Here is a 23,309-nt window from a genome sequence, read left to right on the forward strand (position 1 = left end):
GCGTGTTTGGGGTTTGACCCGCCGAGAAGCGATGCGTAGTTTAAGTGCCTTGCCACATCTGACGACATGACGAAATCACATAAGACCTGGGGACCACTAAATGAGCCGTTTTTCTGCGCCAATTGCCGAGCAAATCTGGGATATGAAGTATCGCTTCAAAGAGGCGGACGGAACGCCGCTTGACCGCACGGTAGAAGACACATGGCGCCGCATCGCGCGCTCTCTTGCCGATGTTGAGGAGGACAAAGCGCATTGGGAAGATGTGTTTTATGCAGCCCTTGAAGACTTCAAATTTCTGCCAGCTGGACGCATCACTGCAGGCGCGGGGACAGAGCGCTCAGTGACCCTGTTTAACTGCTTTGTTATGGGCACTGTGCCCGACAGCATGGGCGGGATTTTTGATATGCTTAAAGAAGCCGCGCTGACAATGCAGCAGGGTGGCGGTATTGGCTATGACTTCTCCACGATTCGCCCGAAAGGCGCGGATGTGCTGGGTGTTGCGGCGGATGCGAGCGGGCCTTTGAGCTTTATGGATGTGTGGGATGCGATGTGCCGCACCATCATGAGCGCGGGCAGCCGCCGTGGCGCTATGATGGCGACGATGCGGTGCGATCACCCTGATATCGAGGCGTTCATCACGGCGAAATCTGACGCCGCACGCTTGCGTATGTTTAACATGTCTGTGCTGGTCACTGATCCGTTTATGGACGCGGTCAAAGCGGGCAAAAGCTGGGATCTGAAGTTCAACGGCAAGGTCTATCACACCGTTGAAGCGCGTGATCTTTGGAACAAGATCATGACGGCGACATATAATTATGCCGAGCCTGGTGTGATTTTTATCGATCGTATCAACCAGATGAACAACCTCAACTATTGTGAGACGATTGCTGCAACAAACCCGTGTGGCGAGCAGCCTCTGCCGCCGTATGGCGCTTGTTTGCTTGGCTCGATCAACCTTGCGAAGCTTGTGGCGGCGCCGTTTGAAGACGGTGCTGTGCTGGATGTGAGCGAGCTTGAAGCGCTTGTCGCCGCGGCTGTGCGGATGATGGACAATGTGGTCGATGCGTCGAACTTTCCACTTGAGGCGCAACGCCAAGAAGCACAAGCGAAGCGGCGGATTGGCCTTGGCGTGACGGGCTTGGCGGATGCTTTGCTGATGGTTGGGCTTGAATATGGCACGGACAAAGCGGCGGCCCAGACAGAAGCTTGGCTGCATTCGGTTGCGCGTGCGTCTTATCGCGCCTCTGTGGCGCTGGCAAAAGAGAAGGGCGCTTTCCCTCTGTTTGACGCGGAGAAGTACCTTGCCAGTGGTGCGATGCAGCAAATGGACGAAGATGTGCGTGCCGAGATTGCCGAGCATGGCATTCGCAACGCTCTGCTCACTTCTATCGCGCCGACAGGTACGATCAGCCTCTATGCTGGCAATGTGAGCTCAGGGATCGAGCCCGTGTTTGCCTACGCTTACAAGCGCAAGGTCTTGCAAAAGGACGGCTCGCGCACGGAAGAGGAAGTTGTTGATTATGCTGTGGCGCTGTGGCGTGAGAAGTTTGGCGACAAGGCACTGCCTAACTATTTTGTTAACGCGCAGACACTTGCGCCAAGCGCGCATGTGAAGATGCAAGCTGCGGCGCAGAAGTGGATCGACAGCTCGATTTCAAAGACGATCAATTGCCCTGAAGATATCGACTTTGATGCCTTTAAGGACGTCTACATGCAGGCGTGGGACACGGGCTGTAAAGGGTGCACGACATATCGCCCCAATGATGTCACGGGGTCTGTCTTGTCTGTGAGTGAGGACGAGGGCAAAGCCCCTGAAGTTGTTGCGAATACAGATGCTGAGCCGCAACAGCCGCATGGTGATGTGATCTATATGGCGGAGCCGCTGGAGCGGCCAAAGGAGCTGGAAGGCGCGACCTATAAGCTGCGCTGGCCCGACAGCGAGCACGCGATTTACCTCACGGTGAACGATGTCGTGATTGGCGGCCATCGCCGGCCCTTTGAAGTCTTTATCAACTCCAAGAATATGGAGCACTTTGCTTGGACCGTGGCGCTTACGCGGATGATTTCGGCGGTGTTCCGTCGGGGTGGCGATGTCAGCTTTGTTGTGGAAGAGCTGAAGGCTGTGTTTGATCCGCGCGGCGGCGCGTGGATGGGCGGGAAGTATATCCCGTCGATCCTAGCCGCGATTGGCGGTGTGATCGAGAAGCACATGATCTCGATCGGCTTTATTGAGGGCGAAGGCATGGGCCTCAAGCAAGACCCGACCTCGGCGGTTGTCGGGCTGGATACGCCGCGTGGCAAGAGCTGCCCAAGCTGTGGCCAGTTTGACATGCGCATGATTGAAGGCTGCATGACCTGTGCGAGCTGTGGTCATAGCAAGTGTGGCTGAGACAAGTTGTTGAAGTAATATCGGCTGAAACGGCAAACATAAATTGACCTCTTTGGTCGTTTTGTTGTCCTTTTTGCAGTCAAAGCTTGGCCATCGGGGTGATTTACATCACTTCGGTGGCCTTTTTCATGCGCAATTGGTTTGCTCGCTGGTGGAACAGAGCGATGAATGAAGTTTGCAGCATTGTCAGTGATGTTTTTAGTGCAATGAATTTGGGAGCGAGGCTGCCGATTCAGAGCGGGTGTTTGCAAAGGCAAGATTGGTGGCCAAGATGTGGACTTGGCAGCGGCTTGAACTTTGAGCCTTAGAAGCTCTTTCCACGGCGCCACTACAGCCTTGGGGACAAAGCCGATAAATGATCTGGTAATTGCTTCCAAGAAGCTATGTCACGCACATGCGGGCCGTAGTTTTCAGTGGCGCAGGTGGGATCAAGGGTCGGAAAGAGTGCGCTGATCTCCCTGCGTGCAGCGACGGAGAGGGCGCCGAAGGCGTTGGGGCCGGGAAAGAAGCTTTCTGTTGGGGCACCGGCGGCGAAAACGATCTGGTGAGCCTCGAACATCATATGCATGTATGTAACGCTTCGACAGCCCCGCATGACTCGCGCTTTGCCGCCGTCCATACGGGCAAGATGAATGGCGCGCACAAGGGTTTCCTCGCCCTCAACATTGAGCAAAAGACCGTGCTGAGGAGATAGAACCAATGGTGCAGTGCCGCCCGAAACCTTGGTGTCGATGTAGATCGGCAAGAGCTTGGCGTTCACATCTAGCTCCTGCGCGGTGACATGCCTTGCGCCGATCCAGACAATGGGTTGCGGGCCGTTGTCGCGCGTCACCACAAGGTCTCCTTCGGCGAGGGTCTCGATTGGGATTTCGCCGCGTGGCGTGAGGATCAGCGTTCCCTTCGAGAAGCAGACAACACCGGTATTCTCGACCGTGAAGAACGTTTCATCCCCAGTTGCACCAGTAAAAACGACGCCCTCGTTGTTCGGTGTGCTGTCCGTGTCGAACTGGGTGTTGTTCGAATAGTCGACAGCATTTCCGCGCGTATCTGTCGTGTTGGACTGGTTCAGGATGCCATCATCGGCTTGGTCGGCATAAAGCTCAGAGATGTGATCGTAATAGCCTGACAGATCGATAAAATCGTTGTTGCCAGAGTCTTCATCGTTCAGCGTGCCAGTATTGCCAGCGTTGAAGTCGGTGATGGTGTCGAGGCCGTCACCCGACGTGTAGACGAAAATGTCATCCCCTGCGCCGCCTGTCAGCTGATCATCGCCGTCGCCGCCTAAAAGTGTATCGTTCCCGCCGCCCGCATCGACAATGTCCGCCCGCGTTGATCCAGTGCCATCGAAGGTGTCGGCCTCATCGGTCAGACGGAATTCAGTGGCATTGCGTGACCACAATTCATTGAGGCCGGAGCCATCGTCCAGAACCGACCAGTTTTCATCATAATAGCTGACAGTCACACCAACCGTTACCTGGCTGGCGTCAACGAACATCCTTGACGTGTCTTGCGCTTGTTCAAAACCGTCATTGCCAAAACCGTCTTCAAGAACCCAGGTGAAATCGCCCGTCATGTTGTCGGTTATGAAGAAGTCGTGTCCCGCGCCGGCGGAAACTGTCGCGGACCCAGTCCATGTCGCGTCCGCGCCCCAAAACTCAAAGTAGTCGTCCGCCGCTCCGGTGGTGATTGTATTGTTGCCGACATCGGTGCCGGTCCATGTTTCAGTGGCCCACCCCGACTCAATCGCAAAGACTTCGACCTTCGCCCCTGTCGACGTGATGGTGTTGTCGCCACTCGCAAGATAGACATCAAAGTTGCCGTTGTCGCCAAACAGAAACTGATCGTCACCGCCGTTCGAGACAAAATTTGCTCTTGTCGAGTTAAGAGTGACAGCCGTGGCGTCAAAGACGTCATCGTTTTCAGTGCCTTGTATAGAAAAAATGTTGTCGAAGGTGCCAGTTGCCGTGCCGCCCACGCCGCTAAACGCGTAACTGCCCGTCAATCCAAAATCAGCATGTGCAACCGTAACACCATCGGTGGCGCCAACATTCTCAAACACCAGCCAGTTGGAATAACCTGCGCTGTGGATTGTGTCGTCGCCGTCGTTTCCGTCGATGTAAAAAATGTCATAGCCATCTGAACCGCCGGTCATCAAATCGTCGCCATCGCCGCCGGTGATCGTGTCGCGACCTAGACCACCGTCGATCGTGTCGTTGCCAGCCCCGCCCAAAATGAGGTCATCGTCTGCGCCGCCGAAGATCAGATCATTGCCGTCCTCGCCGTCGATGATGTCATCGCCTGAGCCGTTGTTGAACGCAATATTGTCAAGCAAAGCGCCCTCACTGTTGTCGTTGCCGACCTCGGTAAAGCGTAGGGTATAAGTGCCCGCTGTGGGCAGCACCACGCCAAGGCTATAGGTTTCCCAAGTGGTGTTCGAGGTGGGCAGAATTGTGGCCGCCTCTAGGACTGCGCCAGTATCGTCGAGAATTTCGGCCGTAAAGCCATCCGTGCCGACCGTGCCCGTAGAGCGCACCATTGAATCAAATGAAACAGTGGTTGAGCCCATTTCTGTGACAATAAAATTCTGCTCCAGAACTGTGGTTTGGCCGGACACCGCGTCCATCTCAAAGACTATGTTGGTTGAGCCATTCCCGAGATAAACGTCTTCGGGGCCAGTTTCGGGACTGACAGCGGTCCAGCCGGTCAGAGCATTTTCGAAGTCACCATTCGTGATGCTGGTTGCAACGTTGTCACCATGGATCACGTCATCGCCTGCGCCGCCTTCGATCGTGTCGGCACCGTCCTCGCCAAAGATCAGATCGTAGCTTTTGCTGCCACCGCCGCCTAGGATGGAATCGTTGCCAGCTCCGCCATAGATCGTGTCACTGGTCGCACCACCGTCGATCGTATCGTTGCCCGCGCCGCCAAACACTCTGTCGAACCCGTTAGCTGCATCGATGCTATCGTCGCCATCCCCACCGTAGACCCAGTCGATTCCATCGCCGCTGTTGATCGTGTCGTTTCCAGCACCGCCGAAAATTGTATCTATATCGATGCCCAAGCCCGCATCGATCATGTCATCCCCATCGCCACCATCGATCAAGTCATCGCCATCGCCGCCATAGAGCGTGTCGTTGCCAACACCCCCATAGAGTGCGTCGTTGCCCGCGCCACCTGTTAGGGTATCATCACCGCCGCCCGTGGGCGTGACTGGCGTGATCACCACATTATCAATCATCAGGTCGCTGTCGGTGGTTGTTGTTGAGCTCGGGTTTGAGAAGACCAGCGTGACGCTGTCACCCGGCGCTGTGAAGCCGAGTGTCAGGCCTTGGTAGCTCTCGTCAGTGATGACTTGTGTCAGAGTCGCTATGACAGTCCCGTTTGCGTCCAGAACATCGACCTGAACAGTGTGGTTCGCGCTTCCTCCGGAATTGTCATGTTCAAAGGCATTGAATAACAGCTCGTATTGCCCGCCAGGCTGGGTCGTGATCGTCTGGCTTGCGGTGCCGCCGGTGCCTTGGTTCGAGGCATTGAAGGCCATCGCAGGGTTGCCGTTGGCGGAGTATGCGAAGGTTCCGGTGCCTGTCGTGGTCCAGCCAGCTTCCCACGCGCTGAAATCTGCATTGGTGACCGTCACCGGATCGGCGAGAAAATTGTCGCCATGAAGGGTATCGGCACCGGCGCCACCATCGATCTGATCGCTGCCCGCACCCCCGATGACTAGATCGCTCTGCTCCCCGCCGCTCAGCGTATCGTCGCCGCTGCCGCCATAGATGCTGTCATTGCCGCCATCGCCCGACAGGTCCTGCCCCGTAGTCGTTCCCGACGCATCCAGCACCTCGGCCCGATCAGACCCGTCATAGGTCCCGACCGTGTTGGCACTGTCCGTAAAGTCGATGTCAAACCCGTGCGTCAGAGTCGTTTCAACATCGATCGATGACACCGATCCGATCAGTGGTGCATCAGCGGGAAAGGGTGAATCTCCGATCAGGTTGTTGGTGTGAAGCACGTCATTGGGAATGGCCGCGATGCCGAAGTTCTGCGAGCCGATCTCCACCCCGTTCTTGACAATTGTCAGGGTTCCAGTGTCGTCAACGCTGACGTTCCAGGTGGTCTCGACCCCCTCGTCAATGGCCCCGGGCACCTCTAAACTATATGCGGTTCCGTTCTGCTCGATCACGAAGCCGATAGTGTTCGTGTTGAACGTCTGGCCAAGCCAGATACTGTCGATCCCAGGGCCGTTGTTGAAGTCGAACAGGCGCTGCCAGTTGCCACCGGCGAGATTGTCAAACGTCGCTACGACCTCAGCTGCAAAAACAATTGCCATCGGCTCTTTCCTCGACCAACCAGACAGACACGTTCAGGCCACCCAGCTTTGGAGGCCGGTGACCAAATCACCATTCGGCTTAATCCAAATGGTTTTATAATGAATGAATTGGCATTTATTCGTCTGGCAGATGTCTTCTGCGCGGCATCATGCGCGGTCTGGGTCAGAGCAGGCCAACATTTGAAGAGCGCATCGGCTGTTCGCAGAGAATGGCCCGCGCCCGTATTATTCTGCCATTTGTCGGTCGACTTGCTGTTCTTCATTGATCATTGCTTGCAGCTGCCGCCGAAACCGCAGTTGGCCACCGTCGATGGGCAGATCAATGTGAGGTGATGTTTTGTTTGTCATGCCGCGCTGTACCTCGTTGAGGACATCACGGTCTTCTTCAAATGCGTGCTGCACATCCTCGCTCATCATCTGGCTAAGCGCTTCGTCGTCAGGGCGAATATTGCGCAGTTGGAACCAGTAGTAGCGGGTTTTGCTTTCTGTCGTTGGCGTCATGAAGTTGTAACTGTCCATGATGAACGTGTTCTCATGAAGAGGACCATCAGGGCCGCCCGTGCCCGCAGGAGTAAACACCGCCTTGATCAGTGCGTGTGAGGGATAGCGCACTTCGTAATGCTGGAGGCGGTCGCAGTTGCCTTCGAACTCGACGACTTTTTTGTAAAACGGTGCTGGTTCGTGATCCATCATCCAACGATGAACAATGACACCCTCGTCGGTTTTCTGGACCCGCAAGGGCGTGTCTTTGGTTGCCGGGGCGGCAAAGCTGCTTTGGTGAACCCATGCGACATGTGTCGGATCAAGCAGGTTGTCACACATGAGCAGGTAATTGCATTCAAGCTCCATCGCTGCGCCACGGTTGATACCCCAGGCTGGGTTTCCGTAGTTTTCGATTTCAAAGATGTCAGCGATATCTGCGAGCGCAGGGTTGCCCATCCAGACCCAGACCAATCCATATTTTTCATGCAGTGGATAGGCATGCACTTTGGCGTTTGATGGAATGCCGCTAGCGCCTGGCGCCCAGACACATTGGCCCGCGCAGTTAAACGTGAGCCCATGATAGCCGCATTCGACAGTGTCGCCTTTGATGCGGCCTTTGCTCAGGGGCAGCTTGCGGTGAGGGCAGGCGTCTTCCAACCCGACAAGTTCGCCTGCTTCTGTTCGATAAACGCAGATATTTTCGCCCAAGACAGTAATCTGTTGAAGTTCGCGGGTGACTTCGTGATCCCACGCGGCAACATACCATGCATTCTTCAAAAACATATTCGTGTCCTTTCGGTGTAAGGCGGCGAAGGCCAGTCAGGCGCAAGCCATATTATCTGCTAACATCCAAACTCAATTTGCGCGTGTCGTATCGTGCGCAGAATAAAACTGAAATGCTGTTCTCTCGCATATTGCCTTCACGCGGCTCAGACAAGATTGCTCAGCCGATAGGCGGAACGCTCTGAGGGCATCCGCTTGATTAGGCGGTGCCTTCGCTTCGAAATGTTTAGTCACAGATTGTATCGTGCGCTTACCAGACGGCCAGAGTGTTCCGACGCTGAGATCAGGGATTGTCGCGGGCATGATCGAGCATTTGGAGTGAGCGGATGTGAGAAAATAGCTACTCTGCGACGTGAGCTTGGGATTTGGCGAGACCCCCGATGTCCAGTATGTGGCGCAGTACGCTCTCGACCCCTTTTTGATTTCGAAGCGCACAGAAGACATATGGCCGTCCGCCTCGCATCTTTTCACAGTCCCGCTCCATGACATCAAGTGATGCGCCTACATACGGAGCCAAATCTGTCTTATTGATCACCAAGACATCTGATTTTGTGAGTGCCGGCCCACCTTTGCGCGGGATGTCTTCGCCTGCTGCCACATCAATCACATAGATCGTCATGTCTGCCAGTTCAGGGCTGTATGTTGCGGATAGGTTGTCGCCGCCACTCTCGATCAGCACAATATCGAGGTCAGCGTGGCGCGCGCGCATCTCGGCGACGGCGGCCAGATTGATTGACGCATCCTCGCGGATAGCCGTATGGGGGCAGCCTCCTGTTTCCACACCGATAATGCGGTCTTGGGGCAGGATTTGCATCCGCATCAATGCTTCTGCGTCCTCTTGGGTGTAGATGTCGTTTGTGATCACCCCAATTGAGAAGTCTTTTTGTAAGTCGCGCGCGAGGCAGGCTGTAAGCGTTGTTTTGCCAGCCCCTACAGGGCCTCCAATTCCGATACGCAATGGGCCGTTAAGCTGAGTCATGAGCGGAATATCCTTGGTTGAAGTGTTTCATGTCGCATGGCCGCGATGTCGGAGAGAAAAGCTGTGCTGCTGAGATCATCTGGGTCTCTCTCTCGTGTGGTTTGGGCAATTTCTTCACACAAGGGCAGCAGAGCCGAGAGCACTCTTTGCCCATCGGTTTGGCCCAATGGGATAGCTCGGACAGCGGCCGATACGAGATTGCTCGCAAAGGCATGGAGATAGAGCGCGGCGGTGATCTCTACATCCAGTTTGCGGCGTGCTGCAGCGATACCCACAGCGATGGGGTAACAGGCGTTGACGTCATCGCTGCCCCATATCGCGGCTGCTGTTTGAGAGAAGGCTCTCCCTTGAAGCGTGGTTTCCAAAACGCGTTCGGATGAGGCCGATACTGCGAGAGCTGTCAGATTTAATTGCTCCACTTCGTCATGCGATGTGCTGGCATAAGCGGCTCTCAGTAAGATACAGTCGTTGCGGCCACTGCCATGTGTGAGCACATCAGCCAGCCAGTCTTGGAGGGCGCCTGCCGTTGAAATCTGGCCGTTCTGAAAGGCTGTTTCCAACCCATGCGAGTAGGCAAAGGCTCCGACAGGAAAACTGGGTGAGAGCCATTGCGCAAGGGTCAAGATGTCGATGTTAGTGATCATGTGCAGTGGCTACGTGTTCATGGGAGTGGGTGCGGCCATGCCCATAGGCGCCGCCCTCGGGCGTAAAAGGCGCAGTGATCGGCTCAACAGTTGCGCCGAGATGCTCAAGCATATGACCGATGACTGGATCCGCTTGGATGAGAAGAAACTTATCGGTGATTTGACAGGGCGTGTGGCGGTTGCCCACGTGCCACGCCAGCCGCACAAGGCTATCCCCTGAAATTTTGTACAACGCCTCGTCACGCGCCGCGATCTGGACCAATACGCCTGTATCCAGCTCAAGAGCGTCTCCGTCGTCAAGCGAAGTTGTCTGCGCAAGATCAACAACAAAGGCCGCTCCTGAAACCGTAGTCAGGCGTTTGCGACGCAGAAAGCGCTCGGTGTAATCCAGTTCGCAGGTCATTGCGGTGCCGTGCCACTGGCCTTTGCGATGTACGATCTGGGCGATGGGAAGGTCTGTCATAGTGTCCTCTCAGAACATAAAATAGCGTTGTGCCATGGGAAGGACCGCGGCGGGTTGGCAGGTCAATAGAACGCCATCGGCGCGCACCTCGTAAGTCTCGGGGTGCACTTCGACTTTGGGTAGGGCGTCGTTAAGGATCATGTCAGCTTTGCCGATGGTGCGCGTGTTGCGCACGGCGACGGTCTGCTTTGTGAGGCCAAGTGTCTGCCCGATTCCAGCAGCCTGTGCAGCTCCTGATACAAAACTGACAGAGGTATGGCGAAGTGCGCTGCCATAGGCGCCAAACATCGGCCGACTATAGACAGGCTGTGGTGTCGGGATAGAGGCATTTGGATCGCCCATCTGTGCCACAACGATACTGCCCGCCATGAGCACCATTTCAGGCTTTACGCCAAAAAACGCAGGATTCCAGAGTACCAGATCAGCGCGCTTGCCGATGGAGATATCGCCAATGACATGGCTGACGCCTTGGGCAATAGCAGGGTTGATCGTGTATTTTGCGATATAGCGGCGCACACGTATGTTGTCATTTTCGCCTGTTTCCTCAGGCAATGCGCCGCGCTGTTTCTTCATTTTGTCGGCCGTCTGCCATGTGCGGATCAAGACTTCGCCCACGCGGCCCATCGCCTGACTGTCAGAGGCAATAATCGAGAAGGCTCCCATATCGTGCAGGATGTCTTCTGCAGCAATCGTCTCTCGGCGGATTCGACTTTCGGCAAAAGCGACGTCTTCTGGGATCGACTTGTCGAGATGGTGGCACACCATGAGCATGTCGAGATGCTCCTCAAGCGTGTTGACCGTGAAGGGGCGCGTGGGGTTTGTCGATGACGGCAAGACATTTGCATCGCCGCATATTTTGATGATGTCGGGTGCATGGCCTCCGCCTGCGCCTTCGGTGTGAAACGCATGAATCGTGCGCCCTTTCAGAGCGCCAATTGTATGCTCGACAAAACCGCTTTCGTTCAACGTATCGGTGTGGATCATCACCTGAACATCCATGTCGTCGGCGACCGAGAGGCAGCAATCAATCGCGGCTGGTGTTGTGCCCCAATCTTCGTGGAGTTTGAGCGCACACGCGCCACCCTTGACCATTTCGATCAAGGCTTCGGGTTGGCTGGCGTTGCCTTTGCCCGAGAGGCCGATGTTCATTGGAATTCCGTCAAAGGACTGTAGCATGCGGCCAATGTTCCAAGGCCCTGGTGTGCAGGTTGTGGCAAGCGTTCCATGGGCTGGCCCTGTGCCGCCACCAAAGCAGGTTGTCACGCCTGAGTGTAAGGAGTCTTCCATCTGCTGGGGGCAAATAAAGTGGATGTGGCTGTCCATACCCCCCGCCGTAAGAATACGTCCCTCGCCTGCAATGACCTCGGTGCCCGGGCCGACGATGATATCAACGCCTGACTGGGTGTCAGGATTGCCAGCCTTGCCGATGGCGTGGATCAGCCCATCTTTGAGGGCGACATCGGCTTTGTAGATACCGGAGTGATCAACGATCAGCGCATTGGTGATCACAGTGTCGACGGCTCCGCCCGCGCGGGTGACTTGGGATTGGCCCATACCATCACGTATGGTCTTTCCGCCGCCGAATTTGACTTCTTCGCCGTAGATCGTCAGGTCACGCTCCACCTCGATGATCAGATCGGTATCAGCAAGGCGCAGGCGATCGCCTGTGGTAGGGCCATACATGGCAGCATATTGAGTGCGGGGGATTTGGACGGGCATTTACAGGTCTCCCATAACGTGGCCGTTAAAGCCAAAGACACGCCGCGCCCCACCAATTGGGATCAACTGCACTTCGCGGCGTTGTCCTGGCTCAAACCGAACGGCAGTGCCGGAGGCAATGTCGAGCCGGTATCCATGGGCTGTCGCGCGATCAAATGTGAGTGCGGGATTGGTCTCGGCGAAATGATAGTGACTGCCAACTTGCACGGGGCGATCGCCCGTATTTGCGACCATTAGTGTGATGGCTGGCGCACCTTCGTTCAGTGTCAGCATCCCCGCTGCTGGAAGCACCTCACCAGGGATCATTTGCGGCTCCACGCGAATAAGACTGCAAGTCCTATTGCAAGCAAGCTCAACACGAACGGCATCCAATTCGGATCTGTGACGTGCTGGTGCAAATGTTGCGCCTCATGGGCCGAAAGGGTGTTGGCCACAAACAGCAAAGGTAGACTTTTAAGGATAAGGTTCATTTTGGAATCTCCTCGGGATTTTTAGCGAATGGGGTTGTGGACGGTGACCAGTTTGGTTCCGTCAGGAAATGTGGCTTCGACTTGAACTTCGTGAATCATCTCTGCGATGCCTTCCATGCATTGGTCGCGGGTGATGACGTGACCACCAGCCTCCATCATGTCGGCGACGGAGCGGCCATCTCTTGCGCCCTCGACAACTGTGTCAGTGATCAGAGCAATGGCTTCGGGGTGGTTCAACTTGACACCGCGGGCCAGCCGTTTGCGGGCGACTTCGGCAGCCATGGCAATGAGCAGTTTGTCTTTCTCGCGAGGAGTGAGTTGCATGGATTATAGTCTCCAGGACAAAGGTAACGTGTTTTGGGTGAGATAGTTCAGAACAGGGATCAGGGTGCGGCGCAGCTCAAAGCTATCGCTGGCAAGCTGGCGAACGACGAGCAGATCCTCGCCCAGCAGGCTTGCCCCTGCTGTTTCAGGTAGGAGGCTGCGTATCGTCTTTAGGTGGCGTTGGACGTCGGGGGCTACCATTACGAGACTTGCCATCGCGCCTGCGCCATTGGCAACTGCAGGTCGTGCTAGTTGCTTTGCCGCATCGCCCTTTAAATCCACACCGTCAATATAGATAGGGCGTCCTGCGCGGGTAATACGAATACGGTCTTGAAACATGACATCATTCAGAACCTCCAGCATTGCTGCGCGGCCAAAAACAATGGGCTCCACCATCAAAAGGCGCGCTGTGGGCGCGAGATCGATGCTCAGTCGGCGCTTGAGGGCACAGCGATCAAAAAGGATTAGTTCCTGCGGCAGCCAGTGGAGGCTGCTGCCGTCTTGAACAGTGATATCCGTTGCGAAGCTCCCGATTTCGTCGTGCTGGGCGCGATAGGCACGTTCGGCTGCTTGCGTTGTCAGGCGCAGATGTGCGCCACCCTCGACATTTATCGTCAGGGTCAATTTGTCTCCCCCAGTGATGCCACCAGCTGTATTCACCAGAACGGCCTCAGCGTCGTGGCTATATGTTTGTGGAAACACCAGCTTAAGAGACCCTGATTGGCGCAGATCGCGCAGTCGGGTTTTGCCCAGTGCATCTGTGGAGACGGACAGCTTTGCTGAGCCAATTGCACGTGGCTGGGGCATGCCTTTTGAGGGCAGATTTATGTGTCGTAATTGGTTGATAGCTGGTCCTGCCACTTCGCATTAATGCTTGTATTCGAGCACAGTGGCGTACGGGAGGGCAGAGAGTAGGCGCAAAACAAACGGCTAAATCGTTCAGTCGATTAATTTGCGATCACTTGAGGTCAATTTCGCCCAATAATCGGGCAGATATCAGCTGGGCTCGATTTCGCGTGCGCACAAAATTGATCCTTCGCTGCCGTGTGATGCGATGGGTGTGGTCCACGAGAAAGCCCTCTGCGATCAGTATAAAAATACCTACCAAAAGCCCTAAATAGAAAAGGCTGGATCGCGTCGAACGCTCCAGCCTCTCTTCAAATTTTATCGTGGCATTCAGATTTCAAGGATCGTGCTGCCGATGGTTTGGCGGGCTTCCAGCGCGTCATGCGCCTTGCCCACGTCCTGTAGCGCGAAGCGTTGGCCGATGTTGATTTTGACGTCGCCTGACGCGACTTTTTCAAACAAGTGCTTCGCCATCGCCTGACAGGTTGCATGGTCGCCTATATGGGTAAAAATCGTCGGGCGCGTGAGCTTCAGCGAGCCTTTTTTACCCAAAATGCCGAGGTCAAACGGCGGAACGGGGCCAGAGGCATTCCCGAAGGAAATCATCATTCCAAGGGGCTTGAGTGAGTCAAGTGACCCTTCGAACGTATCCTTCCCAACAGCGTCCATGACGACATCAACGCCTTTTCCGTTGGTCAGCTCTTGCAGTTTGGCAGCCCAATCCTCAGTGCGATAATTGATGCAATGGGTCGCGCCGTGGTCCAGAGCCAGCTGACATTTTTCGTCCGTTCCTGCCGTTCCGATGAGAGTGATCCCTTCGGAGCGCGCCCACTGACACGCCAAGAGACCAACGCCCCCCGCAGCCGCATGAAACAGAACAGTATCCCCTGCCTTGAGGGGCACTGTCCGGTGGAAGAGGTATTCCACGGTCATACCCTTCAGCATCATCGCGGCACCTTCCTCAAAAGACACTTCATCCGGCAGCGGGCAGACCTGTGCAGCAGGCATCACCCTTGCCTCGGCATAGGCGCCGGGAGGGTTCGAGGCATAGGCGGCGCGATCTCCAACTTTCAGGTGCGTGACGCCCTCGCCAACAGCCTCGATCACGCCAGATGCTTCCATGCCCATCGCGTGCGGCAGTTGCATCGGGTAGAGGCCAACCCTCTGATAGACGTCAATAAAGTTAAGTCCAACGGCCTTATGATTGATGCGGACTTCGCCTTTTGCGGGCGCGCCGATCTCGAGGTCCACCAAGTTGAATTGCTCGGGGCCACCGTGCTCGTTGATCATTGCTGTAAGCGCCATATTCGTTCTCCTGTTTCCACAGGCATGAAACCACTTATTCCCATTTGTTCAATGTTTATATTTGGTTGCGTTGGGCCAAAACGCTTTTCCGTTGAGGCGTGATACGCTTTCTGACGAGATCGACGCTTTCTGCCAAAGCCTGTGAGCCCTTTGCACGCTCTTGATGTTCGGGTGTGGCGCGTCTAAATTCTGCGCAGTTCAGACTTGGCTTTCAGCTGAATGATCACTGATATTTTAGTTCGACTATCATCGGGAAATAGCGACCAATGCATGGGAAATCTTTTCCGATATTGAAGTTTACCTGTATGTTATTGCTTGGTATTTCTTTGATGGCGGGACCAGCCTGTGCATTTGAAGCCGAGCTAAAACTGGAACGTGGCGCCAAAGACCTTCTTATTGAATTGAAAAATGCTTCGCTCGTTCTTGCGGCGAAACGTGAAGGAACCACGGCTTCACAAGACATTCTTGCAGCCGCACAGGCGGACTATGGCCGATTGATCAGTGCTCTTTATGAGCGAGGATACTATGGCCCAGTGGTCACGATCTTGATTGATGGACGTGAAGCCGCTGATGTTCCGCCGATGGCCAATTTGGGGCAGATCAAGCGTGTCGAAGTGTCAGTGAAGCCAGGGCCTGCCTTCCAATTTGGTGCAGTGTCTATAGCGCCGATCACCGCTGAGACAGAGTTGCCGAACGGTTTTCGCAAAGGTGCTCCTGCCGAGCTTTCGGTGATCAGAGACGTCGCGCAAGCGGGTGTAGAGGGCTGGCGTGCGCAAGGCTATGCCAAGGCACAAATTATGCGGGAAGATGTTGTCGCGGATCATTTGAACGCGCGGCTGGACGTCGATTTGGGCATCAGCCAAGGCCCGCGTGTGAGCTTTGGTGTGCTTGAAGTCGAGGGCAGTAAAGATGTGCGTCTTAACCGTATTCGTAAGATCGCGGCTGTGCCGACTGGGGATGTTTTTGACCCAGCGGTCCTTGAACGCAGTGCCGTTCGGCTGAGGCGCACAGGGGCATTTAGCTCGGTGTCGCTGCGCGAAGCTAAAACGCTTGGCCCAGAGGATACCTTAGATATTGAGCTGGCGGTTACGGATGCAAAACCGCGTCGTGTCGGCTTTGGCGCTGAGCTACACTCTTCAGAGGGCCTGTCACTGTCTGGGTACTGGATGCATCGCAATCTGATGGGCGGTGCTGAACGGTTTCGCATTGAGGGCGAGTTGGCGGGGCTGGCGGGCGAAAGTAATGGTCTTGATTATAGCGTCAAAGCCAGCCTGACGCGGCCTTCAACCTTTGAAAAAGATACTGATCTCACGCTGGTTGCTCAAATTGATCAGCTTGACGAGCCGCTTTATTTTTTGCGCAAGGCCAGTATCGAAGCTGGCGTGAGTCGTTACTTTTCGGAGAGTTTGACAGGGGAACTTGCAGTTCTCTACCGTTATAGTGATGTGGATGATAGCTTGGGTACGCAATACTACTCCCATCTCATGCTGCGCTTCGGCACGACATTGGACCGCCGCGATGACAAGCTTAACCCAACAAACGGTGCATACCTGCGGGCTGAGGCCTTGCCTTATTTTGGGCTGTCTGGCGCCGCGTCAGGCGTGCGCGGGTATCTTGATGCGCGGGTCTACAAAAGCGTTGGGGCGAGTGACGCAGTTGTTCTTGCGGGTCGCTTCCAGCTTGGAACCATCGCGGGTTCGGACATCGCGGATACGCCACCTGATTTGCTGTTTCTTTCGGGCGGAAGCGGGACCGTGCGCGGCCATTCTTACCAGTCGCTGTCTGTTAGCAGCGGGGGTGTCGAGACGGGCGGCCGCTCTTTTGTGGGTATCTCTGGGGAGGCGCGGGTGAAGATAAACAGCACGTTTGGTGTGACTGGTTTTTATGACATAGGGTATGTTGGTGAGAACAGTGCAGTCGATGAGACAGGCGGCTGGCACAGCGGTGCGGGCGTTGGTCTGCGCTATCAAACTGGTATTGGCGCACTTAGGTTTGATGTTGCGGTGCCTGTGACTGGCGTTGGTAGCAACAGTTTTGAAGCCTATGTTGGCATAGGGCAGTCATTCTGATGCGCTATGTTTTCGCCCTCTGTTTTGTGCTGATGCATGCACTTTCGGTCCATGCGCAGAGCGCTGAACAAGATAAGGACTATATCACCACATATCTTGAAGAGGCGCTCTCTGATGCGGGGAGCAAGGTTGTCATCACTGGTTTTATGGGGGCATTGAGTTCTCGCGCCACGATGGAAAGCCTCACGATTGCTGACGATCGTGGGGTCTGGCTGACGATGAAGGATGCGGTTCTTGACTGGAACCGAGCATCTGTTTTGCAGGGTAATATCCAGATCAATGAGATTTCGGCAGCAAGCCTTGAGTTATTACGACTGCCTGGGACAGCTGCGGCCACCGTTCGTCCTGAGGCGCGCAGCTTTGCCATACCAGAACTGCCTGTGTCGGTGAATATTGGCGCGATTTCGGTGAAAAAGGTTTCTTTGGGCGAACCCGTGGTGGGTGTGGCCGCCGTGGCCTCTGTGACCGGGGCGCTCATGATCGCGGAGGGTGAAGGTGAAGCCAAGCTGACCATCACCCGAGAAGACAGCACGGCGGGTATTTTCAAGCTTGAAGCCGCTTTTTCCAACGCGACCCGCATTCTTGCCCTCAATGCGTCCTTGCGAGAGGCCGCAGATGGGATTGTTGCCAATCTGATTGCTCTTCCAGGGAGGCCGCCTTTGGATTTGGCGATAACTGGCGAAGATATGATCGACAATTTTGCCGCCAACGTAGTTTTGAAAACTGATGGGAGACCGCGACTAACAGGCCGTATTTTGACGCTGGCAAATGAAGCGGCACAAGACGGAGCAAGCGATGAAGGCGCGCCCAACCGCACAGTTGAGGCTGATATCGAGGGTGACTTAACATCGCTTTTTGCGCCGCAATATAGCGACTTTTTGGGCGCGAATGTTCGGCTTGAGAGCCGGGTCAGCTTGTTTGACGACGGGCGCAAAGCGCTGGATGATCTGACCCTCACAGCTGCGGCTTTGAGACTGAAGGGGGACGTGGCACTGGCCGCTGATGGTCTGCCTGAGCGCTTTCAGTTGGATGCGGTTTTGCAAGACCCCGAAGGCAGCGCATCGCTCTTGCCGATCCCTGGAGATGAAACATGGGTCCAGAGTGCAAAGATTAGTGCCAGTTTTGACAGCCAGATGGGGGATACGTGGTCATTTACGTCTGATTTGGAGGGGTATGAGCGCGCGGGTGTGATGCTTGAGGCAGCACAGATTTCTGCCAGCGGTGTGATTGCGCGTGGTGCGGAACGAAAAGTCACGGCACGGATTGACGGTGTTGCAGCGGGTCTTGAGCTTGTTGATGCGGCGCTTGCGGAGGCTCTTGGCGACAAGGTTTCACTGGGGGCTGATCTTGCGTGGCAAGACGGGCAATCGCTTGCTGTGAGCAATCTTGATGTGCGTGCGAGTGGGCTTGAGCTGGGAGGCGGCGGAACAATAGATGGGCTCGACAGTGCCATGACGCTGCAAGGCGCGATAGAGGCGAAGACGCCCAGTATCAAGCGCTTCTCAGCTATTGCTGGGCAGTCTCTTGGGGGTGGAATCGTTGCGAGCCTTGAAGGCCGCTACGCTGTTTTGAGTGGTGAGGTTGATCTAACGTTTGCAGCCACGGGGGCGGACCTACGTGTCGGGGAAACACAAATCGATCGATTGATTGGAGGGGAAAGTCGCCTAGAGGCCTCAGTGTTGCGTACGACGTCGGGACTCTCGCTCCGATCTTCAAGCATTGTTGCGCGCGGCGGGACTGCTCGGGCGCAGGGCCGCGTCGCTACAGATGCAAGCCACCTGACATTTGATGCGACACTCAACAACGCGGAGCAGTTTGTGTCAGGTCTCAACGGACCCGCAAACATGACAGGGACAGCTACACAGACGCCTGTGGGCTGGTCGGTCAGCTTGGATATGCAAGCGCCACGTGCCATTGCTTTGGCCGCAAGTGTTGAGCTGCCGAAGAATGCGCCCTTATATGCCGAGATCGATGCAACTTTGGGCTCGATTGCGTGGATTGTACCAGATTTGGCGGGGCCCGGGAGCGTCAAGGCAACGGTGCGCAAATCTGGCGCCCAGTGGGGCGTCAATGCGCGCGCAGAGGGCCCGAGTGGAAGCACAGTGACTGTTGATGGTCTGATTGCGGCTAACGCGACCAGAGCAGGATTGACGCTCGTCGGGCGCGTTCCTCTGGGGTTGGTTAACCGTCGTTTGGCACCCAACACGCTGCAAGGTTTTGCTGATTTTGATATGAAGCTGAATGGCCCGCTCGCCTTGTCCTCACTTGATGGGACGTTGCGCACCAATGGCGCGCGCCTGTCTCTGCCCGCACTGCGCAATGCTCTGGGTGATATCGATGCGACCATAACTGTGTCGGGCGGCAGTGCGGTTGTGCGCTCGAGCGCGTCTGTGTCCAGCGGAGGCGAGGTGAAGGCGCAGGGGCGTATTGGGCTGCAAGCGCCTTATGTCACGCGTCTTGATGTTGACGTTGAAAATGTCGGCTTCAGCGACCCTAAGCTATACAAAACAAGTGTGAACGGCAGCCTCGTTTTGGGTGGTGCGATTGCATCAAGCCTTTCAGTTTCAGGTCAGCTGGTGCTTGGTGAAACCGAGGTGCGCGTCCCGTCAACGGGGCTAAGCTCTTTTGGGGATATACCAGAAATCACCCATTTGCATGAGCCTGCTGCTGTGCGCCTTATGCGCGCTCATGCTGGGCTGTTGGGCAGTGATAATACAGGCGATGCAGCTGTCAGCTCAAATGTTGCGCTGGATGTGAAAATTCTGGCCGAAAACAAGATATTTGTGCGGGGGCGCGGGCTTGATGCGGAATTAGGCGGTCAGCTGACGCTGACAGGAACAACCACAGACATTATCCCGAAAGGGCGCTTTGAGCTTATCCGTGGGCGCTTGGACATTTTGGGCAAGCGGCTCGAAATGCAGGAGGGCTATGCCAGTCTGCAAGGGAGCCTGACCCCACATTTGCGTTTGGTCGCGAGCACCAGCACGGGAGAACATCTTGTTTTGGTGACAGTTGAAGGCGCGGCAGATGAGCCTGAAATCACGTTCACATCTGAGCCGGAGCTGCCAAGCGACGAAGTGTTGGCGCGGCTACTCTTTGGGCGCGACGTTACGAAAATTTCGGCGTTTCAAACCGTACAACTGGCTTCGGCAGTGGCCACTTTGGCTGGGCGTGGAGGCATTGGTATTGTCGAAAAGCTACGCATGAAAGCCGGTGTTGATGAGCTCGACATCACCACAGATGAAGCCGGTGAAACAACTTTGCGAGCCGGAAAGTATATCAGCGAGACAGTCTACACCGATGTAGAGGTTGAGACGACTGGACAAAGCCGGATCAACTTGAATCTTGATCTGTCAAACTCCACCAAACTGCGAGGCACTGTCGATACTGAAGGGAAAACGGGGATTGGGCTGTTTTTTGAAAAAGATTACTGAGGTCTTTCTAATGAGCCCCTTCTTTGGCGCGCCAGTTTTCGCGAGACATGTCTCAACGTGACGAAGTGAACTTTGCTCAGCCATAAACGCTTATCTGGGATAAGTTACTGCGCCGAGTATCTCTGCCATTACCCTTTCTTGTCGCTTAGCTTAAGAGAGGTGGGGACCCGAAGGAGAATCCCCATGGAAAACTTGCAAAGCGTGCCTGACCTGATCGAAACGGCTCTTGCGACCTCAGTGACGTTCGAAAGCTCGATCGCAGGCGTTCAAAGCCAGTCTAGCGCTCACACGGAAGAACACCTCGCGGGTTATGTCGGGCTTGAGCTGCTCGCTATTGATACGTTTTCCTTGTTTGAAGCGCGCATGCAGCATCACTTTAAGCGCGGCCCGTTCTCGAAGAAACTAAGGGCCTTGCTCGTGGACGCTGGGCAGGCTGACCTCGCCGATCGGGTTTATCAGTATTATCTCGCTATCAACGTGCTCAAGCATGGTAACGGCGCGAGTTATCGTGAGCTGCGTGATGCGCCGAACGCATTGTTCGCTGTGAAGCCCACTGAAAATGCCCGATCAGGCGAAGATGCTGCGCCATCTGGCCTTGTGGATGTTGGCGTGCCCGGTTTTTTTGCTGGGCTGGCGAAAACGCTGCTTGAGGCCCATCAGTTTCTTGAAAAGCGCTAAGACGTCAAACTTTCGGGAGCAATCCTTGCGGTTTGGATGACAGATGCCCTTTTGGCGAAACGTGTGACGGGGTCTCATGTTTTGTGGTTGCAAGTGGGCTATTTCTTCGCTGCGCCTTAGGCGCATCAGTCGGGAACCTGACGGTACGCAAGATAAGATAGGTGCAATTGCCTCGTGATTGGATCCATGCGGGAATGAGGATAAATTGGCCCTCAAAAGCAGTCTCCGCCGGCTCCATCTTGCTGAAAGTAGGCGTCCAGAATTAATTTGAGAAAGGTCCGTTTTTGGGGTTGCGGTCTTCTGGCTCTGGGCGTATTCGGTGCACTCACTTTGGCGCGGGATGGAGCAGCCCGGTAGCTCGTCAGGCTCATAACCTGAAGGTCGTAGGTTCAAATCCTACTCCCGCAACCAAAGTAACCGATAAAGCCCGTGCAATAAGCGCGGGCTTTGTCGTTTTGGCCTCCCTAACGACAAGACACTGGTTCATTCACCAGTGGGCATGGCTTGAATAGCTTCGCGGAGAATTCGGAGCGGCACTTATGTGGCGCGGCGAGGCTATACTTGCGTTTGAGCGGATGCATGTCTTACGGAATTCCGATGCGGTCGATGCATGACCCGACATCCCTTACAAAGGGAGCGACAGGCTTTCAGCAAATCCAAATTGCAAGTGAAGTCTTGCTGCTGTGCATCCCAACAGTGGCGCAATCTTGGGTCACTAGGGCGCTCAGCGGCAAACCGTTTTCCGTCTTGCATGTTAAAGCACGGCCTACGGCGCGGGCTGGCAAGCGCCGCTTGACAGGTTTTCATTTATTTAGATATAGATCATATCTATTACTTCCAAAACCTATAGGGGACGAAGGATGCAGATCGAGGGAAATGTGGCGATTGTCACTGGCGGCGCGAGCGGGCTTGGCGAGGCAACGGCGCGTTATCTGGCCGCAAATGGCGCCAAAGTCGGCATTCTGGATTTTGACGGTGAGGGCGCAAAGCGCATTGCCAGAGACATCGGCGGTGCGGCGGCTCAAGTTGATGTGAGCGATGATGTAGCGGTCGATCTGGCCTTATCAAAGATTGTGCAAGCCCTCGGAACACCGCGTATCGCCGTGAACTGCGCGGGAATTGGAACCGCCGCACGTATTGTCGGGCGAGAGGGGAAAACCAGCTTTGATGTCTTTCGCAAGACGCTTGATGTGAACCTTTTTGGAACCTACGCAGTAATGACGCATGCGGCCCGACGGATGATGGAGCTTGAGCCTGTCTCAGGCGAGCGCGGGGTCATTGTGAACACTTCGTCTGTTGCCTTTCAAGACGGACAGTTGGGCCAAGCAGCTTATGCCGCTTCTAAGGGTGCTATCGCTTCAATGGCGCTACCAGCTGCGCGCGAGTTTGCCCGTGCGGGCATCCGTGTGATGACGATCGCGCCAGGGCTTTTCAACACGCCCATGATGGAAAGCTTGCCCGACGATGTCACAGCACAGATCACGAGCAACATCCCTCATCCGGCCCGTTTGGGCGCACCGGATGAATATGCTCTGATGGCCGCGCAGATCATCACAAATCCCTATCTGAACGGCACGACCATTCGCCTTGATGGCGCAACGCGCCTTCCCCCACGCTGAGGAAAGACCATGTCGGATATTTTGAAAATTGAGATTGAGGGGCAGCTTGCCACTCTGACGATGAACCGGCCGGGAAAGCGCAACGCGATGTGCGAAGAGCTGCTCGGAGCGCTGGAAGGCTTCTATTTCAACCCGCCTGAAGGCGTGCGTGTGGTGATCCTCACGGGGATAGAAGGACATTTTTGTTCAGGTCTTGATCTGGCAGAGCATGTTCATCGTTCGGCAGAAGAAAATCTCTACCATTCGCGCAACTGGCATAAGCTGATGGACCAAATCAGGCTTGGTGGTCTAGCAACGGTCTCGGCGCTGTTCGGTGCGGTCATTGGTGGCGGGCTTGAGCTTGCCGCGGCCACACATGTTCGCATTGCTGAAGCCTCCACGATTTTCCAGCTGCCCGAAGGGCGGCGCGGTATTTTTGTGGGTGGCGGGGCCACGGCCAATGTGGGCCGCTTGCTTGGCGCGGACCGGATGACAGAAATGATGCTGACGGGGCGCAAGTATGGGGCTGATGACGGTGTCTCTTTGGGTTTGGCGCATTACTCTGTTGCTAACGGAGCGGCACTGGCCCTTGCGCAAGAGCTGGCTGGCAAGATCGCGCGCAATGCGCCGCTGTCAAACTATCTGATGATTCAGGCCATTCCACGTATCAATGACATGTCGCAATCCGACGGACTCTTTACCGAAAGTCTCGCCGCAGCCTTGTCACAAACCACGCCCGACGCCGAGGAAGGTTTGAAAGCTTTCCTTGAAAAGCGCGCGCCAAAATTCCGGTGATCT

At 55.4% G+C, this 23,309-nt stretch carries 16 protein-coding genes and 1 tRNA gene; 7 read left to right on the forward strand and 10 right to left on the reverse strand.

Going from position 1 to position 23,309, the window contains the following annotated elements:
- The first annotated feature begins 100 nt into the window (after window positions 1-100).
- Window positions 101-2,389 (forward strand): adenosylcobalamin-dependent ribonucleoside-diphosphate reductase, encoded by a 2,289-nt coding sequence (locus DSM117340_RS00815; protein ID WP_089887081.1) that lies wholly within the window; start codon window positions 101-103, stop codon window positions 2,387-2,389.
- 328 nt (window positions 2,390-2,717) lie between these two features.
- Here the strand turns inward: DSM117340_RS00815 and DSM117340_RS00820 are convergent, their stop codons facing one another.
- The 10 genes from DSM117340_RS00820 to DSM117340_RS00865 all read right to left on the reverse strand — a co-directional run bounded on the left by DSM117340_RS00820 (window position 2,718) and on the right by DSM117340_RS00865 (window position 14,732).
- Complete coding sequence (locus DSM117340_RS00820) at window positions 2,718-6,716, reverse strand: Hint domain-containing protein (protein ID WP_089887083.1); 3,999 nt, start codon at window positions 6,714-6,716, stop codon at window positions 2,718-2,720.
- Between the two features lie 225 nt (window positions 6,717-6,941).
- A complete protein-coding gene (locus DSM117340_RS00825) occupies window positions 6,942-7,982 on the reverse strand; it encodes an aromatic ring-hydroxylating dioxygenase subunit alpha (RefSeq protein ID WP_089887085.1) in 1,041 nt (346 codons plus the stop codon).
- Window positions 7,983-8,322: 340 nt separating this feature from the next.
- Entirely contained in the window at window positions 8,323-8,961 is a 639-nt protein-coding gene (gene ureG / locus DSM117340_RS00830) for an urease accessory protein UreG (RefSeq protein ID WP_089887087.1), read from the reverse strand.
- Window positions 8,958-9,605, reverse strand: a complete 648-nt coding sequence (locus tag DSM117340_RS00835; RefSeq protein WP_089887088.1) for an urease accessory protein UreF — start codon at window positions 9,603-9,605, stop codon at window positions 8,958-8,960. Before DSM117340_RS00835 ends, ureG begins: the two co-directional genes overlap by 4 nt.
- On the reverse strand, window positions 9,595-10,068 hold the full coding sequence (locus tag DSM117340_RS00840; protein ID WP_089887090.1) for an urease accessory protein UreE: 474 nt from the start codon (window positions 10,066-10,068) through the stop codon (window positions 9,595-9,597). Before DSM117340_RS00840 ends, DSM117340_RS00835 begins: the two co-directional genes overlap by 11 nt.
- 9 nt (window positions 10,069-10,077) lie before the next feature.
- Window positions 10,078-11,787, reverse strand: coding sequence for an urease subunit alpha (gene ureC / locus DSM117340_RS00845; protein ID WP_089887092.1), 1,710 nt, complete (start codon window positions 11,785-11,787; stop codon window positions 10,078-10,080).
- Window positions 11,788-12,093: an urease subunit beta gene (locus tag DSM117340_RS00850; protein ID WP_089887094.1), complete on the reverse strand. Its 306-nt coding sequence runs from the start codon at window positions 12,091-12,093 to the stop codon at window positions 11,788-11,790.
- A 185-nt stretch (window positions 12,094-12,278) separates the two neighbouring features.
- Window positions 12,279-12,581, reverse strand: a complete 303-nt coding sequence (locus DSM117340_RS00855) for an urease subunit gamma (RefSeq protein ID WP_089887096.1) — start codon at window positions 12,579-12,581, stop codon at window positions 12,279-12,281.
- A 3-nt stretch (window positions 12,582-12,584) separates the two neighbouring features.
- On the reverse strand, window positions 12,585-13,388 hold the full coding sequence (locus tag DSM117340_RS00860) for an urease accessory protein UreD (protein ID WP_089887097.1): 804 nt from the start codon (window positions 13,386-13,388) through the stop codon (window positions 12,585-12,587).
- A gap of 369 nt (window positions 13,389-13,757) precedes the next feature.
- Complete coding sequence (locus DSM117340_RS00865; RefSeq protein WP_089887099.1) at window positions 13,758-14,732, reverse strand: quinone oxidoreductase; 975 nt, start codon at window positions 14,730-14,732, stop codon at window positions 13,758-13,760.
- A 305-nt stretch (window positions 14,733-15,037) separates the two neighbouring features.
- On the opposite strand from DSM117340_RS00865, the gene DSM117340_RS00870 reads away from it, so the two are divergent.
- The 6 genes from DSM117340_RS00870 (at window position 15,038) to DSM117340_RS00895 (ending at window position 23,306) form a co-directional block, all read left to right on the forward strand.
- The gene (locus DSM117340_RS00870; protein WP_177170597.1) at window positions 15,038-16,801 is read left to right on the forward strand and encodes a BamA/TamA family outer membrane protein; all 1,764 of its coding nucleotides are present in this window, start codon (window positions 15,038-15,040) and stop codon (window positions 16,799-16,801) included.
- Window positions 16,801-20,235 carry a translocation/assembly module TamB domain-containing protein gene (locus tag DSM117340_RS00875; RefSeq protein WP_089887103.1) on the forward strand — a complete coding sequence of 1,145 codons (3,435 nt, stop codon included), beginning with the start codon at window positions 16,801-16,803 and terminating at the stop codon, window positions 20,233-20,235. The genes DSM117340_RS00870 and DSM117340_RS00875 overlap by 1 nt, the downstream gene beginning before the upstream one ends.
- Window positions 20,236-20,418: 183 nt before the next feature.
- Complete coding sequence (locus DSM117340_RS00880) at window positions 20,419-20,913, forward strand: hypothetical protein (RefSeq protein ID WP_089887104.1); 495 nt, start codon at window positions 20,419-20,421, stop codon at window positions 20,911-20,913.
- 334 nt (window positions 20,914-21,247) lie between these two features.
- Window positions 21,248-21,324, forward strand: a tRNA-Met gene (locus DSM117340_RS00885).
- A gap of 449 nt (window positions 21,325-21,773) precedes the next feature.
- Complete coding sequence (locus DSM117340_RS00890; protein ID WP_354689832.1) at window positions 21,774-22,532, forward strand: SDR family NAD(P)-dependent oxidoreductase; 759 nt, start codon at window positions 21,774-21,776, stop codon at window positions 22,530-22,532.
- 9 nt (window positions 22,533-22,541) lie between these two features.
- Window positions 22,542-23,306: a crotonase/enoyl-CoA hydratase family protein gene (locus DSM117340_RS00895; protein ID WP_089887108.1), complete on the forward strand. Its 765-nt coding sequence runs from the start codon at window positions 22,542-22,544 to the stop codon at window positions 23,304-23,306.
- Window positions 23,307-23,309: the final 3 nt, after the last annotated feature.

Source organism: Lentibacter algarum (assembly GCF_040580765.1).
Classification (GTDB): domain Bacteria; phylum Pseudomonadota; class Alphaproteobacteria; order Rhodobacterales; family Rhodobacteraceae; genus Lentibacter; species Lentibacter algarum.